General features: G+C 36.2%; 15 protein-coding genes. 10 read left to right on the plus strand and 5 right to left on the minus strand.

The features are described from left to right. Positions 1 to 241: 241 nt before the first annotated feature. Positions 242 to 1,111 (minus strand): SLAP domain-containing protein, encoded by an 870-nt coding sequence (locus tag BN52_RS04110; RefSeq protein ID WP_008472980.1) that lies wholly within the window; start codon positions 1,109 to 1,111, stop codon positions 242 to 244. 225 nt (positions 1,112 to 1,336) lie between these two features. Between BN52_RS04110 and BN52_RS04115 the strand changes: the two genes are divergently transcribed. From BN52_RS04115 to BN52_RS04155, 10 genes are all read left to right on the plus strand, one after another. After that, a complete protein-coding gene (locus tag BN52_RS04115) occupies positions 1,337 to 1,840 on the plus strand; it encodes a hypothetical protein (protein ID WP_008472981.1) in 504 nt (167 codons plus the stop codon). After that, a complete protein-coding gene (locus tag BN52_RS04120; protein WP_008472984.1) occupies positions 1,809 to 2,609 on the plus strand; it encodes an NEAT domain-containing protein in 801 nt (266 codons plus the stop codon). Before BN52_RS04115 ends, BN52_RS04120 begins: the two co-directional genes overlap by 32 nt. Next, the gene (locus BN52_RS04125) at positions 2,606 to 3,424 is read left to right on the plus strand and encodes an NEAT domain-containing protein (protein ID WP_008472986.1); all 819 of its coding nucleotides are present in this window, start codon (positions 2,606 to 2,608) and stop codon (positions 3,422 to 3,424) included. Before BN52_RS04120 ends, BN52_RS04125 begins: the two co-directional genes overlap by 4 nt. Next, positions 3,411 to 4,292: a heme ABC transporter substrate-binding protein IsdE gene (isdE, locus tag BN52_RS04130; RefSeq protein WP_008472987.1), complete on the plus strand. Its 882-nt coding sequence runs from the start codon at positions 3,411 to 3,413 to the stop codon at positions 4,290 to 4,292. The genes BN52_RS04125 and isdE overlap by 14 nt, the downstream gene beginning before the upstream one ends. 2 nt (positions 4,293 to 4,294) lie before the next feature. After that, positions 4,295 to 5,227 carry a FecCD family ABC transporter permease gene (locus BN52_RS04135; protein ID WP_008472988.1) on the plus strand — a complete coding sequence of 311 codons (933 nt, stop codon included), beginning with the start codon at positions 4,295 to 4,297 and terminating at the stop codon, positions 5,225 to 5,227. Continuing rightward, complete coding sequence (locus BN52_RS04140; protein WP_008472989.1) at positions 5,220 to 5,975, plus strand: ABC transporter ATP-binding protein; 756 nt, start codon at positions 5,220 to 5,222, stop codon at positions 5,973 to 5,975. The genes BN52_RS04135 and BN52_RS04140 overlap by 8 nt, the downstream gene beginning before the upstream one ends. A 204-nt stretch (positions 5,976 to 6,179) precedes the next feature. Continuing rightward, positions 6,180 to 6,548, plus strand: coding sequence for a hypothetical protein (locus BN52_RS09610; protein WP_008472990.1), 369 nt, complete (start codon positions 6,180 to 6,182; stop codon positions 6,546 to 6,548). Positions 6,549 to 6,832: 284 nt separating this feature from the next. Next, positions 6,833 to 7,558: a hypothetical protein gene (locus tag BN52_RS04145; protein WP_008472992.1), complete on the plus strand. Its 726-nt coding sequence runs from the start codon at positions 6,833 to 6,835 to the stop codon at positions 7,556 to 7,558. Positions 7,559 to 7,703: 145 nt separating this feature from the next. Beyond that, a complete protein-coding gene (locus tag BN52_RS04150; RefSeq protein WP_008472993.1) occupies positions 7,704 to 8,405 on the plus strand; it encodes an ABC transporter ATP-binding protein in 702 nt (233 codons plus the stop codon). A 9-nt stretch (positions 8,406 to 8,414) separates the two neighbouring features. Continuing rightward, positions 8,415 to 11,012 (plus strand): FtsX-like permease family protein, encoded by a 2,598-nt coding sequence (locus BN52_RS04155; protein ID WP_008472995.1) that lies wholly within the window; start codon positions 8,415 to 8,417, stop codon positions 11,010 to 11,012. Between the two features lie 77 nt (positions 11,013 to 11,089). Here the strand turns inward: BN52_RS04155 and BN52_RS04160 are convergent, their stop codons facing one another. The 4 genes from BN52_RS04160 to BN52_RS04175 form a co-directional block, all read right to left on the minus strand. Beyond that, positions 11,090 to 11,317 (minus strand): cytochrome b5 domain-containing protein, encoded by a 228-nt coding sequence (locus BN52_RS04160; RefSeq protein WP_008472996.1) that lies wholly within the window; start codon positions 11,315 to 11,317, stop codon positions 11,090 to 11,092. Between the two features lie 173 nt (positions 11,318 to 11,490). After that, entirely contained in the window at positions 11,491 to 13,239 is a 1,749-nt protein-coding gene (locus BN52_RS04165; protein WP_008472997.1) for an aryl-sulfate sulfotransferase, read from the minus strand. A 147-nt stretch (positions 13,240 to 13,386) separates the two neighbouring features. Further along, positions 13,387 to 15,081 (minus strand): aryl-sulfate sulfotransferase, encoded by a 1,695-nt coding sequence (locus BN52_RS04170; RefSeq protein WP_008472998.1) that lies wholly within the window; start codon positions 15,079 to 15,081, stop codon positions 13,387 to 13,389. 226 nt (positions 15,082 to 15,307) lie between these two features. Then, the gene (locus BN52_RS04175) at positions 15,308 to 15,799 is read right to left on the minus strand and encodes a thiol peroxidase (RefSeq protein WP_008472999.1); all 492 of its coding nucleotides are present in this window, start codon (positions 15,797 to 15,799) and stop codon (positions 15,308 to 15,310) included. Positions 15,800 to 16,171: the final 372 nt, after the last annotated feature.

Here is a 16,171-nt window from a genome sequence, read left to right on the forward strand (position 1 = left end):
AATGACGCATCCATGGAAGCGTGAATCGTTCTTAAAGCAACAAGAACGAGCACACAAATATCATCAATATACATAAAAAATAGCGGAGAAAAATCTCCGCTAATAATTAACAAATTTTAGGACATTATCCTAAGTTATTGACACTATTTTTTCTAAAAAATTTTTTATTACAAAAATAACATGAAAAGAAAAAAGACGAGAATAAATCTTGTCTTTTCAAAGCATTAGTTAAATATTTTTATTAAAAGTTTGCTTTTTTAACGTATTGGTTCTTAGCAACTTGGTAATATGCCTTACCGTGTAATTTAACGGCTTTCTTTGAAGTTGAAACTTTGGTGCCCTTCTTCAAAACTTTCTTACCCAAACGCTTACCTGACTTCTTGTAAACGAAAGCATTGTGCTTCAAAGTACGCTTAACTTTCTTAGCGGACTTCTTAGTAGTGGTAGTAGTTGCTGGTTGTTCAGCTGGAGTCTTAACGCCTTCAACGGCACCTAAAGTAACGTCAGCGCTTTCGTTCATCACCTTACCCATAACGTTAAGAGTGAACTTGATTACACCTTTACCTTCTTTGTAAGCATCACCGGTAAATACGTAGTCAAGGCTTGAACCGTCTTTAGCGACATTTGCTTGCTTACCTTCAACACCATTAAGGGTTACTGATGACATCATCTTAGACATGTCTTGCCCCTTAGTCATTTGAGTAGCGCCAGAAACGTGAATAGTTAATTCAGTAACCTTACCATCCTTAACAGTTACTTGAGCACTCTTACCTAAGAACATAGCTGCTTCTGAAGGAGTTGAAGTACCGGTTTTAGTAATCAACATACTTACGCTAGGACCAGCAGGGGTAGTAGTTGTTGTTGCTACGGGAGCAGTAGTTGGAGTAGCAGTGGTTGCTGGGGTAGTTGTACTGGTAGTTGCAGTAGCTGCTGGAGTAGTGGTAGTGCCTGCTGCAGTTGAAGCGTTCTTGCTTGCACCTGAAACAACTTGGGTAGCAGGGGCTGCAGGTGCAGTAGTTTCAGCAGCAACAGGGCTAGCAAATGGAGCAACAGTTACACCTGCTGCCAATAAAGACAAAGTAGCTAAAACAATTTTGGTATTCTTTTTCATAAATATATCTCCCATAAAAAATATTTTTAATACGGTTTCATTATTGATCAAAAAAAACACATATGCAAGACTTTTTCGGTTATTTAATTCACTATAAAATAACAATAATTATTCACTATACAAGTGACATAGTGTCGCTGATGGAACCGTTTGCGACAAGGATTATTTACACTTATAATAGTAAGTAAAAAAACAATACAAAATAATCTAGGTGGGAGAAAACGGATGAAAAAGAGATTTCTATACTTATTAACAATTAGTTCACTTTTAAGTTTTGGTACAGTGATTACAAAACCAACATTAGAAGTGGCTTCAGCAACGACGGTAAAACAAGAGACCCGATCAGTAAAGATGCTAGTTTATAAAGACAGTAAAAATCATAAGGGAAGAGCAAAATCAATTGCACGAACTTTTATCGGTACAAAAGCTAAAGTGATTCTTAAAAATGGTAGAGTTTCACAGTTGGTCATTCATGTTAATGGCACCGGTAATTCAATGGGAAAGGGTCAAAATGTTGATAAAATCGTCAAGTCATTGACGGTTAATGGTGTTAAAGGTAAGAAAGCCAATGTATCAGCGGATCGAAGCAATTTTGACTTTGTATTTTCAGGAAAAGCCTTCAAAAATAACGGTTGGGCAAAAATGAAAGTCACGATTGACTTTGGCGCTAAAATGACTGAACCAGCTTGGATAAAATTTGGCAAAGTTAGTAAGGTCAGTAACCGCTAAGACCAGGCAGCTAGATCCAGAAAAAGAGCGTCAGACGATATCTTATTCAGTGCTAAAAGCAGATAAAAGTGGTAAATCAGTTGCTGATGAATATTACACTCATCAAGCTGAATTGATCAAAAAAGACGATCATTATGAATTGCAGCTTCAACTTAAAGCAAAACATGATTTAGTGATTTTCAAACCAGTATCGATGGGGCTAGGCAAAATCATTTCTAGTACAACGACTACTGAAAATGGCGAAGATATTTGGACATATACAACTGAATTCAAGTCATTATCAGCACTAAATCATCTTGTTAAAGGTAAGATTGAATATTCTGTGCCTTCTTATGGTTTGAATAATGAAACCTATGATATTTGGTTTGATTTTAAAACGGGAACAGAGTCATTCTCAACAAATAAGCTTGACTCAGTCCACCAAGATAAATCTCATACTCATGAAGTCAGTCAAGGCCAAGCTCAAGTTGCTGCACCTTTTTCTAAGCAAGCTGTAACTACACCAAGATTTAATTCTACTCAGGGGGATGAAGCGATTAGTTCACCCAAGACTACGGCAAGCAAAGCAAAAGCACCTAAATATGACTTAGCTGCTAAAAAACGCGAGCTTGCCAAGTATCGCGTACCTAAGAAAAAAACTTATGCAGAAGTAGCATTAGTTCATTATCCGATTGGTGAAGCTGTGGGGATATTCTTCGTCATAGATCTAGCGGTGATAGCAGGAGCAATTTTTTGGCGGAAACAACGACAGAAGGCAGGAAAGCAATGAAAACTTTTAAGAAAATTGTAGGTCCGATGCTGTTGCTGATATTTGCAATGATTTTTTATCAACATGCGGTTATGGCTACGGATAATAATATTAATTATGATACGTATAAATATGGTACGCATCAAACCTCTATGGCATCAACATATTATCTACGTCCAGCTCAAGTAAAAACAGTGGGATCGAAGTATTTGGTGACAATGACAATTAGAACCAAAAAAGCTTTAGGAGCTTGGCCAGTACAAGTACTTTCAATCGATAATCAGGCTCCAATGAATGTGCAAAAAACTCGTCACGGTTCAGACTATGATTATGTGTATTCTTTTGAAACAAGCGATTTATCAAGAATAATTTCAAGTAAAATCAAAGTTGATGTTCCTGGAGTTTACCATGCTACGCATATGTTGAGTTTTAAGTTCGATTCGCAGGCGATTCCTAAGTTAAATAGTTCTGCTGGCACCACAACTGCTAAAAAAGCCGAGAAAGTTGATGGTAAAACGCAGATGTCATCGCAAACTAATAAGGGTACTAAGGCTGAAGCAAAAACTGCAAGTCCCAATGATCAAGAGGTGGCAGAATTAATCTTACAAGCTAAAAAGCAGGCTCGTGAAGTTAAAAATCGTGAGCTTGATCTGGCGAGAATGAAAACTAATCAAAATATCAAAAATCGCCAAGCCAACGAACAAAATCAAAAAATGTTTTATTACGTTATTTTAGGAGGTAGTTTGAGCCTGGTTGTCTTAATTGTGGCAGCAGTATTTTTTGTCTTCGGCTTCAAGACAGCGAATGGTTCAAAAGTAAGTCATGAAAAAGCATAAGGGATTGATTATTGGGCTGATCAGCCTATTAGTGATAGTAATTGGTGTTGCCATTGGTGCAAAAAGATTTATTGATCAAAAGGTTGCCAATAACGAACGGATTGTTTCCACAACAGTGGCGGTTACAGAGATTTTTGCTAAATTGGACGTTAAATTGGTTGGGGTACCAAAAACTGAAGAGACCTTGCCAAAGCAATATCAGAACGTAACCAAAGTTGGTGGTGCAATGAATCCGAGCGTAGAAAAAATTGCTTCTTTAAACCCAACTCGAGTATACGCAGTCTCAACTTTGCGTGATCAATATGATGAAGCTTTTAAAGCCCAAAGCGTCCCCGTTACTTATTTAAAACTTGATTCTGTTGCGCAATTAGAGCAGACGCTGACTGATCTTGGCAACAGATATTACCGGCAAAAGCAAGCTGCTGATGAAGTAAATGTAATCAAAAATGCTGTCGCTAAAGCAAAAAGTCGAATTCACGGCCGTAAGCCCAAAGTCTTGATTTTGATGGGCTTGCCAGGAGCTGGATATATGATTTTGACGAATAAATCATATTTGGGAGACTTGGTAAGACTAGCTGGTGGTGATAATTTGTACCAATCAAGCAAGCAGATCTATCTCACACCAAGTAATGAATCGCTCGCAAGCAAAAATCCTGACATTATTTTACGCTTAGCGCATGCGATGCCTGAAGTTACCGTGCCTCAGTTCAAACATGAATTTAAAACTAATCCGGTATGGAAAAAAATGAAAGCTGTGAAAAATCAGCGCGTTTATGATTTGCAGCAACCAGATTTCAATGCTTCAGCTAATTTGCAAATACCGACGGCATTGAAGAAATTAAGTAACTGGTTCTATCCGAATAAATAGTTATGAAAAAAAGAACAATATTTGTTAATACCCTTTTGATAGTTTTACTAATAGTGACAATAGCGTGGGCACTAACAAGCGGTGCCAGTAAAACAAAACTAACTGATTTATCAAATCAAGACTTAAATATTATTTTGAATATTCGTTTACCTAGAATTTGCTCGGCAATAATTGCAGGAGCGGCACTGTCCGTTGCAGGTCTATTTTTCCAGGCAGCCTTTCGCAATCCCATTGCAGAACCTGGATTAATGGGCGTATCAGCAGCTGCTGGACTGTTCCAAACGTTATTTGCGTTGGTTTTTCCAACATTTTTTATTGGCAAGACTTTGTTTGCAACCTTTGGGGCAATTGTGGCCTTTCTGATTTTAATTCAGTTTCAAAAATTGCTAGATCCATTTCGCTTAATTATTGTTGGAGTGGCTTTAAATGCTGTTTTTACTGGAATTAGTCAAATACTTGGGGCTAATAATAGCAGTAGTTTAGCGACTAGCACTTGGACTTCAGCGCTAATTCTGTGCATTATTGGCATTATCGGATTAATTGTAGCTTTAATTTTAGCAGAATGGGCAAATTATCTTAAGGTTTCGGATAAGCAATTGTCATCTCTGGGGATGTCGCCTAAAATGATACGTTTAGTTCTATTGTTAATAGGAGTCATATTAGCAGGAGTATCCACAGCAAGCGTAGGAGTTATTAGTTTTATTGGAATTATTATTCCTCAAGTTGGAAGACAGCTTCTAGGTCATGATTATCAAAAACTGGTCACTTTTTCAGTTTTAGCGGGAAGCTGGTTTTTGTTATTGATTGACACTATTGGACGAACGATTGCTGCGCCTAATGAAATTGCTGCAGGAGTTTTGTTGGCTATTGTTGGTGGCCCAGCAATGATTGGAATTTTGTTGAGTTTGAATAGAAAGGGCAAGCGCCATGCTTAGTTTGGAACAAGTGAATTTTTCTTATCAAAACCAGCAAATTTTTAATGAGCTAACTTTAGCGATTGCAGACAACAAAATTACAACGATTGTTGGCCCAAATGGTTCTGGAAAGTCAACTTTGTTTAAGTTATTGACAAGAGGAATACGCCCCAACACTGGCAGAGTTTTGCTTGATGGAAAAGATATTTGGAAAATCTCGAGCCGTGAATTTGCTCAAAGAGTCGCGTTGGTGCATCAAAAAAATGAATTATTTGATGAAATTAAGGTTCGAGATTTGATCAAAATGGGGAGATTACCTTATCAGGGACTAATGGGTAATCTTGATGAATCGAAAAAAACAGACGAAATTTTAGCCGCATTGGAATTGAATTCCGTAAAGGATAAGCTGGTATCAGAACTTTCAGGAGGCCAGCAACAAAGAGTCTGGTTGGGTTTGTCCTTGGCGCAAGAACCCGAATACTTGTTTTTAGACGAACCAACTACCTATTTAGATCTTCATTTTCAGGTGCAATTTTTACAGTTAATTAAAAAGCTTAATCGAGAAAATGGCTTGACGATCTGTATGATACTACATGATTTAAATCAGGCTTTAAGATATAGTGATCAAGTTATTTTGGTTAAGGATGGGGAGATTGAGAGCAAAGGTCTTCCAGAAGAAGTATTAACTCAGGATAATATTAGGGATGCATTTGGAATAGATTGTCATGTGATTGAGACAGAACGTGGACCCATAATTGAACAATTTTAGTAAGAGATCATCTTGTGCTTCGGCATGAGGTGATTTTTATATTTATATACAAACAAGCAATATAATAAACAACTGCTAACGATAGTTAATAAAATTAAAACTATTGCAACGTTATCTTTATCCTTTCTTTGCATAATGGCCTAATTTTCTTCATATGAACAAACTAAGATGTAAACCATATTCATCAAGAAAGAGGTAAAAACAATGAAGAAGAAAACGATTATTACAACCTTACCACTTTTGTCGGCAGCCATTCTTGGCGGAATTGTAGAAACAAATCCAACAAACATAGTTAATGCTCAAGTAACTAAAACCAAAAAAGTTAAACCTACTGGGAAAAAACCACCCAAGAAGCCAACTGGTAAAGCGCCATCTGGTATGAAAATGGGGACACCTCAAAACGGAAAAGGAAAAATGGGTGGTTCCAATACTCAATCATACGATTACAAGAGAACTTTAAAAGCAACGGTTAACATTGCAAGTGGTTCTAAATCAATTGGAAAAAAGGCCATCAAAAATACTAAATCTGATCAAAATACAGTTTTGGTGCAAAAACTGGTAAAGTATCATTAACTGGTACGAAATTAATAAAATCAGGAAATAGTAAAAATGATGATAATGCCAACTTCTATGGCTTAGATGCCACCTATGGTGGAAAGATTAATGCTAAAAACGTTACGATTTCAACTAAAGGTGACCACTCTGCAGCTGTCGCAACTGATCGAGGTGGTGGAACAGTAAAGGTTAGTGATTCAACTGTTTCAACCAAAGGAACAGGCTCACCGCTGGTATATTCAACGGGATCAATTAGTTACAAGAATGTCACTGGTACAGCTACAGGTAGTCAGATTGCCGAAATGGAAGGCTACAATCTGATTTCATTAGAAAATTCAAACTTGAAATCTACTAATAATAAGATTTCAGGATCAGATCCGATTAAAAATGGTGTAATTATTTATCAGTCAATGTCAGGTGATGCGGAAACTTCGGTAATCAAAGGAGCAGTTTTCCAAGCAAAAGACTCCACCCTGTCGACCAATATCTCAAGCGGTGCGATGTTTTATCTTACTAATACGACAGGAAGAATTGTTTTAAGTAACACTAACTTGAATTTTGATAGTGATCGCATTGATCTGCTTAATGTCTCAGGCAATAACTCCAACAATTGGGGAATAAAGGGTAAAAATGGGGCAACCTTAGATTTTACTGCTACTAAACAATCTCTTAAAGGGGATATTGTAGTTGATTCGATTTCTAGACTAAACTATTATCTTTTGAATGGCTCAACCTACACTGGCAAAATGAAAATAATTGCTAATAAATATGCCACAAGTAGTACGAAGACTAAAGCGCCATTGACTGTTAATATTGATAAAAGTTCAAAATGGATCGTTACTGGAAATTCTACCATTACTAATCTAAATTTAGCTAACGGAGGTAAAATTGTGGATAGTGATGGAAATACCGTAACAATTATTGCTAATGGGAAGACCGTCCAGAAAGGTTCTAGTAAATATACGGTAACCGTAACTGGAGAATATAGTATTCAAGTTACAACTACAAAGAATAATAAATTTAAATAATGGAAATAATGCTGATGGCAAATAGACTTTGTCGACAGCTTTTTTATTACCCGGGAAATAAAACCTGAGTTAAGCGTTACGTGATTTTTGCTAATTATGCAATAATATATGTAAAGTGTTACAAATATGAAAGTAGGTGAAAAAAGTGGCATATATTGAAGTTGCTAATTTAACTAAAAAATATGAGTCGGGTAATACTGTTATTGTGGCTAATAAAAATATCAATTTTACCGTTGATCAAGGTAAATTAGTTATTATTCTAGGCTCATCAGGTGCTGGTAAGTCAACTTTACTAAATATCCTAGGTGGAATGGATACGACCACAAGTGGCAAAGTTTGGATTGATGGTAAAAATATTGCGGAATATTCTACTAAGCAGCTAACGCAATATCGTAGAACCGACGTTGGTTTTGTTTTTCAATTTTATAACTTAATCCCTAATTTGACTGCTAAAGAAAATGTTGAATTAGCTGCTGAAATCGTCCCTAATGCAATGGACGCAGCGGAAGCTTTAAAAGCAGTTGGTTTAGAGCATCGCTTAAACAATTTTCCAGCTCAATTGTCAGGTGGTGAACAGCAACGAGTTGCTATTGCCAGAGCAATTGCTAAAAATCCTAAGCTATTGCTATGTGATGAACCGACAGGAGCACTAGACTATAACACCGGTAAGCAAGTGTTGAAAATCTTACAAAATATGTGTCGCAAGCAAGGATCAACAGTGATAATTGTAACGCACAATGCTGCCTTAGCTCAGATTGCTGATGAAGTGGTTAAAATTCATGATGGTCAGGTGAGTCAAATAATTTTTAACAATAATCCTGAAGATATTGATGACATTGAATGGTAGGTGAGCATCATGAAACAACGTGCAGTTTGGCGAGACACGTGGCGTACAATCGCTAAGAGCCAGGGGAGATTCTGGTCGCTGCTTCTCTTATTAATGGTTGCTTCATTTGCTTTAACGGGCTTAAAAATAACCGGCTCTGACATGAGAGCGACGGCTAGGAATTTTTATCAGAAGACAAACTTGGCCGATTTAATGGTCAATTCAAATTATGGCTTTGATAAAAACGATCGGACCTTGATTAAAAGACTGCAAGGTATAGCCAAGGTTGAGTGGGGTTATTTTCAAGATACAACGATTAATCATAGCGATCAGCCAATTCGAATTTATTCCTTAACGAAAGACATTTCTAAAAATCAAATAGTCTCTGGTAGACTACCGAAACGCAAGGATGAAATTGCCTTATCTTATCTATTAGAGGATAAATATCACCTTGGTCAAACTTTGAAATTAAATCAACATAATTTATTAGCAGTAAAACGAGTTAAAGTAGTCGGCTTTATAAGATCGAGTGAACACACCAATCGCTTAGAAATCGGAGCAACTAACGTGGGGGATGGTCAGCTTGCTGGTGTTGCCGTTATACCGAGCAAGTCTTTCTCGTCAAAATACTATCTAATTGGTCGAATAAAATTAAAGCAAAGCCAAGGATTCGACCCATATTCTGAGCGATACTCGGATCTTGTAGCTACAAAACAAAAAGAACTGACTAACTTGCTTGATAAGCGAGCTAATAGAAAACAACAAAAACTGGAAGCCCAAATTACTAACGGAGAGATAAAGCTGAAGCAAGCACAGCGACAACTTAAACAACAGGAATCTTTTGCACGGTTTGATCCGCAAATCAAAAAGCACTTACAAGTAGCTAAAGAAAGATTGATGCAACAAGCAACGGTTTTAAAAACTTCTAAGTTGCAAGCAAAGAAGCTAGGAAAGCCCCAATTTACTGTCAACGATCGCAATCAAGATTCTGGTTATACGACTTATCATTCAAACTCTCAAAAAATTGATCTTATTGCTACCGTTTTCCCCGCTTTTTTATTTGCAATTGCTGCTTTAGTAAGCTGGAATGCCATGACGCGATTTGTTGAAGAAGAACGACTTAATATTGGGGCTATGAAGGCAATTGGTTACAGTAACTTCGCGATTAGTAAAAAATTTGTTTTCTATGGTTTGGCTACTACTGTTCCAGGTGTAACGCTTGGTACGTTAATCGGATCGTATTATTTACCGCAAAAAATCTTCACTGCTTATGCCATTAATTCCACGATGACAGGTTTTATCACTAAATTCCCATGGGATGCGTTCATGATTGCCCTCGTAATTGCTCTCATTTGTACCTGTGGTGCAGCGATAATTCAATTGCGGGTTACTTTTAGAAGTAAACCAGCCGCTCTATTATTACCAAAGCCACCAACTCATGGATCGAGAATCTTACTAGAGCGAATAACACCGTTATGGAAACGGCTCAGCTTTAATCGTAAAGTAACGTTAAGAAATCTCTTTCGTTATAAGAGTCGTATGCTAATGACTATCTTTGGTGTAGCAGGATGTACTGGCTTGTTAGTTATGGGATTCGGTATCAATGATTCTCTTAAAGGAATAAGCCAAAGACAATTTGCAAATATTGTTAATTATGACCTTTTAACAGTTAATCAAAATCATCCAAGTAAAGATGCTAAAAATAAGCTAAATAATTTGCTTAAATCATCACAAGTTAAACGCACTTCTAAGATTAGATTTGAGACTTTAAGCAAAAAGGTTAAATCTGATCCTGCCAAGCAACAGATTTCGCTACTGGTAGCTGAACCACAAACCTTGAAAAAATATTTCAGATTGTACAATGATCGCTCTCACCAAGCACTAGCATTATCCAATCAGGGAGTGATTATTTCAGAAAAATTGGCTAAACTGTTACAAGCGAAAACGGGCTCTTGGATTAGCTTGCAAAAAGATGGTAAAAGCTATCGGATGAAAGTAGCAGGAATTGCTGAAATGTATTTGGGACATTATCTATTTATGACGCCCCAACAGTATCGACAGATATTTAAAACTGAGTTCCAAGTTAACAGTAGACTTGTCAGCTTAAAACAACATCAAAGCAAATATGTTCACCAATTCGCTACTAAAGTATTAGCTACTGATGCGATTAAGGGAGTTAATATTAGTAGTGATAATAGGTCAATGATTGATAATATGATTGCTAGCTTAAATCAGGTTATGATTCTCTTGATTTTAATAGCAGGTAGTTTAGCAGTCGTCGTGCTTTATAATTTGACGAATACCAATGTTGAAGAACGAATGAGAGAGTTATCAACACTTAAAGTTCTTGGATTTTTTGACAAGGAAGTTACACTATATATTTATCGTGAAACAATAATTCTATCAATCATTGGAATTGTTGTTGGTTATGGTTGGGGTAAATGGCTTCACTTTTATATTATTGATAACTTGCCACCAACAAATGCGTTGTTTGATCCTAACACCTATTGGAGCAATTATGTCTTATCAGCGCTAATTCCACTCATAATTACGTTGATTTTAGCTGTAATCGTATATCGGAAGATTAAGACAGTTGACATGCTTGATGCGTTACAATCCGTTGAATAAGAAAAAGCCATCCAAATTCGGATGGCTTTTTCAGTGTAAACATAAAATAAAAAGCAATTAAAAATAAATAGGTGAGATTATTTCAAAGTACCTACTTGTTCAAGCTTAGCAAGAACGCTAAGTCCATGTGGTGAAGCTTCGATAGCTTTGGTCAAATCTCTACCTGCAAGCGTACCATGGTGTTCACCATTAGTCCAGTGTGAATTACCGGTTACATCATAAACTTTGCCATCAACAGCAACGTAAGCCTTACGACCGTCCTTACCATCGAATTGTGCTAATTCTTCAACTGTAAATTCTTTCATACATGTTCCTTCTTTCTGAGAATTTCTTATTTGATGATTTAATAGTAACACTGTGTCACTTTTAGTGCAATTATTTTGCTCAAATATTTTGCTTTTCTTAATAAGTTTGTGAGAACCAGTAATAAAGCCTATCAAAAAAGCATTAGTCAGCTTTTTGTGACTAATGCTTAGATTCAATCGAAATAGAAATTCTTGAAATCATATTTGAGTGTGCGGTATGTCAAGTGAGCTTCACCATCTAAAGTATAAGTTCTAATTGGGTTAGCTGACTTGTCATATTCTGTAAAAGTGTTTGCTTGGCCTGATGCTACCAGCACATTATCGCCAAGATGCTGTACGTCGGAAACAAAGCTAGAGTATGGTACAGCAAAAGCACTAACGAGGGTATAAGTATGTTTATTTTCATCAACTAGGTATTTGTAATACATTGATTTTTTAGTCGAAAGAGTAATGCCGTAGGTGTTTTCTGCTTTATAAGCTGACCAATCAAAGCTTGGACGTGAATCCATCAAACCATAGTTATTGTCAAACATACTTAGGTAATACTGTCCATCGCCTAAATTGTCGGCTTTTTCGTAGACGAGACTGTGTTGGCCTGCACTGTCAATAAAGTCTCCCACTTTTTGAAATAGTAAATTGGAGTAGTTGCCGACGCCTTGCCATACACTTTGATTAGCAATCATATATGAAATTTTAGCGGAAGAGTTAATATTTGTAATTTTCATGATCGTCGATGTTTCACGTGAACTAAGCAAGAAAGTATCATCATCGACAAGTTGAATGGAATTAAAGTGCATTAAATCGCGATTTCCAATCTTAGTATCGCTTAAATGGACAACTTTACCAGTAGCAATCTTATAGAGTTCAGGCAATAATTTTTGGGTATCAATCGCTTTGACTATTTTACCGGTTTTATGATCAATTTTAACGATTTGATCTTCAGTATATTTATTCTCTTCGTAACGTTTTTTGCTAGTTGCTAGTGCCCAAATATCGCCCTTGGAGTCGAGTTCAAAATCATGGTGAACTTCGTAACCTTGACTTGCCAAATCAATTACTTGGGTGATTTGACCAAAACGATTCATTTTAGCTAATTTACTTTGACTAATACCCAAATACATTTGTCCATCTTGGGTGGTTGCTAGTCGCATTGAATTATAGCTGACAATTGGAACTTCGCCACGAATAACGCCGTTATTATCGACATAATAGGTAGCCCGGTTTTTAGCTTGTAGGCCGATAACTGTGTATAAACCATTGCTTAGTTTAGCTGAGCTAGTACCATTTGAGGTTTTATAAGTATTAGCAACGCTGCTGTATAATTTTGGAGGAGTGTAGGTAAAAGTTTTGGTTTCTTTACTACCATCTTTGTTAGTGGCGGTGATAGTAATAGTGTTTTTTACACCAGCAACTGCACCTAACAATTGAAAATCGTGATTTGTTACATATGTTTCTTTATTGCTATATGCATCTGCATTGTAATCAGCATAATCGCTAGCTTTAACCACATACGAAATTTTGCTTGGATGCTCAGTAGTGAAATGGACATATAATCCTGTAGTATTAGTTAAAAATGGATCCGAGACTAACAATGGATCAGTTAGAGTGTACTTGCGATGATTTTTGATCGTTTGCAAAATAGTAGCTATTTTATTTTGAATACTTGTGCTGTATACATCTGATACTTGGTTTAGCTTGAAATCTGTATAGTTCAAAACGACGATCTTGTTACCCTGATCAGAAACTAGTTTTTGCACTAATTCATTATTTTCTGAAGCAGATACTTGGTCAGAACTACTTGTTAGTGAGTGGGATGAAATTGATGATTTAAAGGAATCTGTCCCTTTTAAATAGAGGCCACCTAAAGCAATGGCTGTAATCAGACTGATTCCTATAAGTAAATAAAGTTTGCTTTTTTTCACTTTTGACCTTCTTTCTATTTTCTATATAAAAAGCATAACAAGCATTTATGAATTTTTCTTGAAGAGAGTCTGGAGAAAATTTACAATGCTTATAATAATTTTTACGTGGTTACAGAAAAAGGCCTATTGGTACAGGTCTTCTATGATTTATTCAAACCAAAATTGGTTGAAATTGTACTTAAGCGTACGATAAGTTAAGGTGCTTGATCTGCGGTAAGTAAAAGTCTTAATAGCTTTGTGTTTGCTATCGTATTCCGTAAAGCTGTTAGCTTGGCCAGAAGCAACGATAAGGTTGTTGTTGAGATATTCAACATCAGAAACAAAGTGGGAGTAGGTTACTGGTAGCGATGATACCAGCTTGTAAGTCTTAGCCTTTTCATCAACTAAGTATTTGTAGTAAAGTGACTTTTTGGTGCTTAAAGCAATGCTACCAGTTTTTTCATATTTATAACCTGACCAGTTAAACTTAGGTCGAGAATCCATCAACGTATAATTATTGTTAAACATGGAAAGATAGTATTGACCGTCTTTAAGCTTGGTTGAGCGTTCGTAGACTAAACTGTGTTGACCAGCAGAATCTAGGAATTTGCCAGACTTCTTAAATAATAATTTGCTATATGAGCCAACTCCAGACCATACGCTTGAATTTCCAATCATGTAAGAAATTTTTGGCGACTTGTTAATATCTGTTAGTTTAAATATAGTTGAAGTTTCTCTAGAACTTAAAAGCATGCTGTTATCATCGGGTAGCACGATTGAGTTAAAGTGCATCACATCTCTGTTACCGATACTGCTATCGCTTAAGTGAACTACTTTACCTGTCGCCACCTTGTATAAGCTTGGTAATAATTTTTGTGCATCGATTGCGGTTACTACTTTGCCAGTAGTATGATCGATTTTGATAATTTGATCCTCAACGTATTTTCCAGAATTGTATTTGTCCATACTGGTAGCTAAAGCCCAAATATCGCCTTTTGAATCAAGCGTGAAGTCGTGGTGAATTTCATAACCTTGTTTTTTAAGACTAATAACTTGTGTGACCTGTCCTAAACGGTTGATCTTAGCAAGCTCGCTGTGACTAATTCCAAGATAGATTTGGTGATCTTGGGTAGGAACAAGACGCATTGAGTTATAACCTTTAATTGGAATTTCGCCCCGGATAACACCGTTATTATCGACTAATGTAGTTGAACGCATAGTTTTTGAACCTTGCATGCCGATAACTGCAAACAATCCATTGCTCATTTTTGCTTTGCTGCTACCTTTTTTCACAGAATAAGTGTTGGATACATTTGCTTGGAGCTTATTAGGTTTAAAATTAATTATACGGGTTGATTTAGTACCGTCTTGAGCAGTTGCCGTGAGCTTGATGATGTTATTTTCTCCGGCTACGGCACCAACAAGTTGAAATTCGTGGTTAGTACTATACTCACCCTCTGGGTTATAAACATTAGCACTGTAATCGTAGTAACCACTGGTAGTTACAGTGTAACTGATTTTAGTTGGCTGACTGGTCTTGAAGTAAAGATAAAGACTAGATGGATTGGTTAAGAAGGGGTTTGAAATAACCAAAGGTTCATTTAAATCGTATTGACGAGTATTTTTTAATTCATCTAGCATCTGTGCAATCTTAGCTTGATTGGTAATATTATATACCTTACTGATACTTGAAATGTTTAAGTCATGGTAATTAAAAATACTAATGCCAGTACTATTTAATGAAATCAAATTATCCATGTTCCATTCAGTTGCAGAAATTTCCTTCTTAGCAGCTTGAACAGTTGAACTTGAAGTTTGTGGTGCTGCCAAGTTAACAGCGGTTCCAGTTAAGAACAAGGCCACTCATTAGAATATACGAATAACGCTTTTTCATCGCTTTTGTTCCCACCTTTTTCTATACATAATATATTTTCTTACTTTATGATAGCAAGGATCTTTAACAAATATGTGAAACTAGTTTTATCATTATGTAACGATAAGTTTACAAGAATAGCATTTTATTGATTGCTATTAAAGTGTTAGTCAAAATAAAAAAGGACCTCAAAAGGTCCTCATCTAAGTTACAGATTTATAAATTCTTCAAGAAGTCCAAAGCCTTATCGTAGTTTGGTTCATGGGTTTGTTCTACCAACAATTCGCGGTATAAAACCTTGCCATTTTCGTCTAAAATCCAAACGCTACGTTGGTCAATGTTCTTGTCAGGAATAAGCAAGTTTGCGCTCTTACCAAAGTTGAAGTCGGCATCTGACAACAGTTCCATCTTTTCAACGCCTTCTGCAGCACACCAATTCTTTTGGTCTTCAACAGTGTTGGTTGAAATAGTGTAGAAACTTACGCCATCAAAATTATCTACTTCTTGGTTGAAGTGCTTGGTTTGAAGGCTGCAGACACTAGTGTTGATGTCTGGAACAACTGAAACTAAAGTAAGGCCCTTAACAAGGTCGCTGCTTTTTACGCTTTCTCCCTTGCTGTTAGTTACCTCAAAGGCAGGGAAAGTTTCACCAACTTCAACAGGAGTACCAACAGTTTCGAGTGGTTCATCAAAAAATGTAATTTGCATAGTCATAGTTCCTTTCTTAAGTGAAAAACTTAGTCATTAATATTTATAACTAATTTCAACTAGGAATGCTAATAATTTGCCTAGGAACCGTGAATTTTTATAGTAAAACAGAAAAGTGCATAAAGCCATAATTAATTTAAGTTATTTAATGAAAACACTTTCATAATTCAAAACTTTAAGGTATAATGATCTGCGTAGTCATAATTTAAACGTCAAGATACTATAGATTTTTCATGGTATATGATATGATCAATTTTAACATCAATTTTATTTAAGGATGGTTATCAAAAACAAATCGTAAGTGTCAATATTTTTGCGGTAACCCATAAACCATTAGTCTAATCTTGCTTTCTTAAATATTTATATGATTTA

The organism is Lactobacillus gigeriorum DSM 23908 = CRBIP 24.85 (assembly GCF_000296855.1).
In the GTDB taxonomy this organism is placed as follows: domain Bacteria; phylum Bacillota; class Bacilli; order Lactobacillales; family Lactobacillaceae; genus Lactobacillus; species Lactobacillus gigeriorum.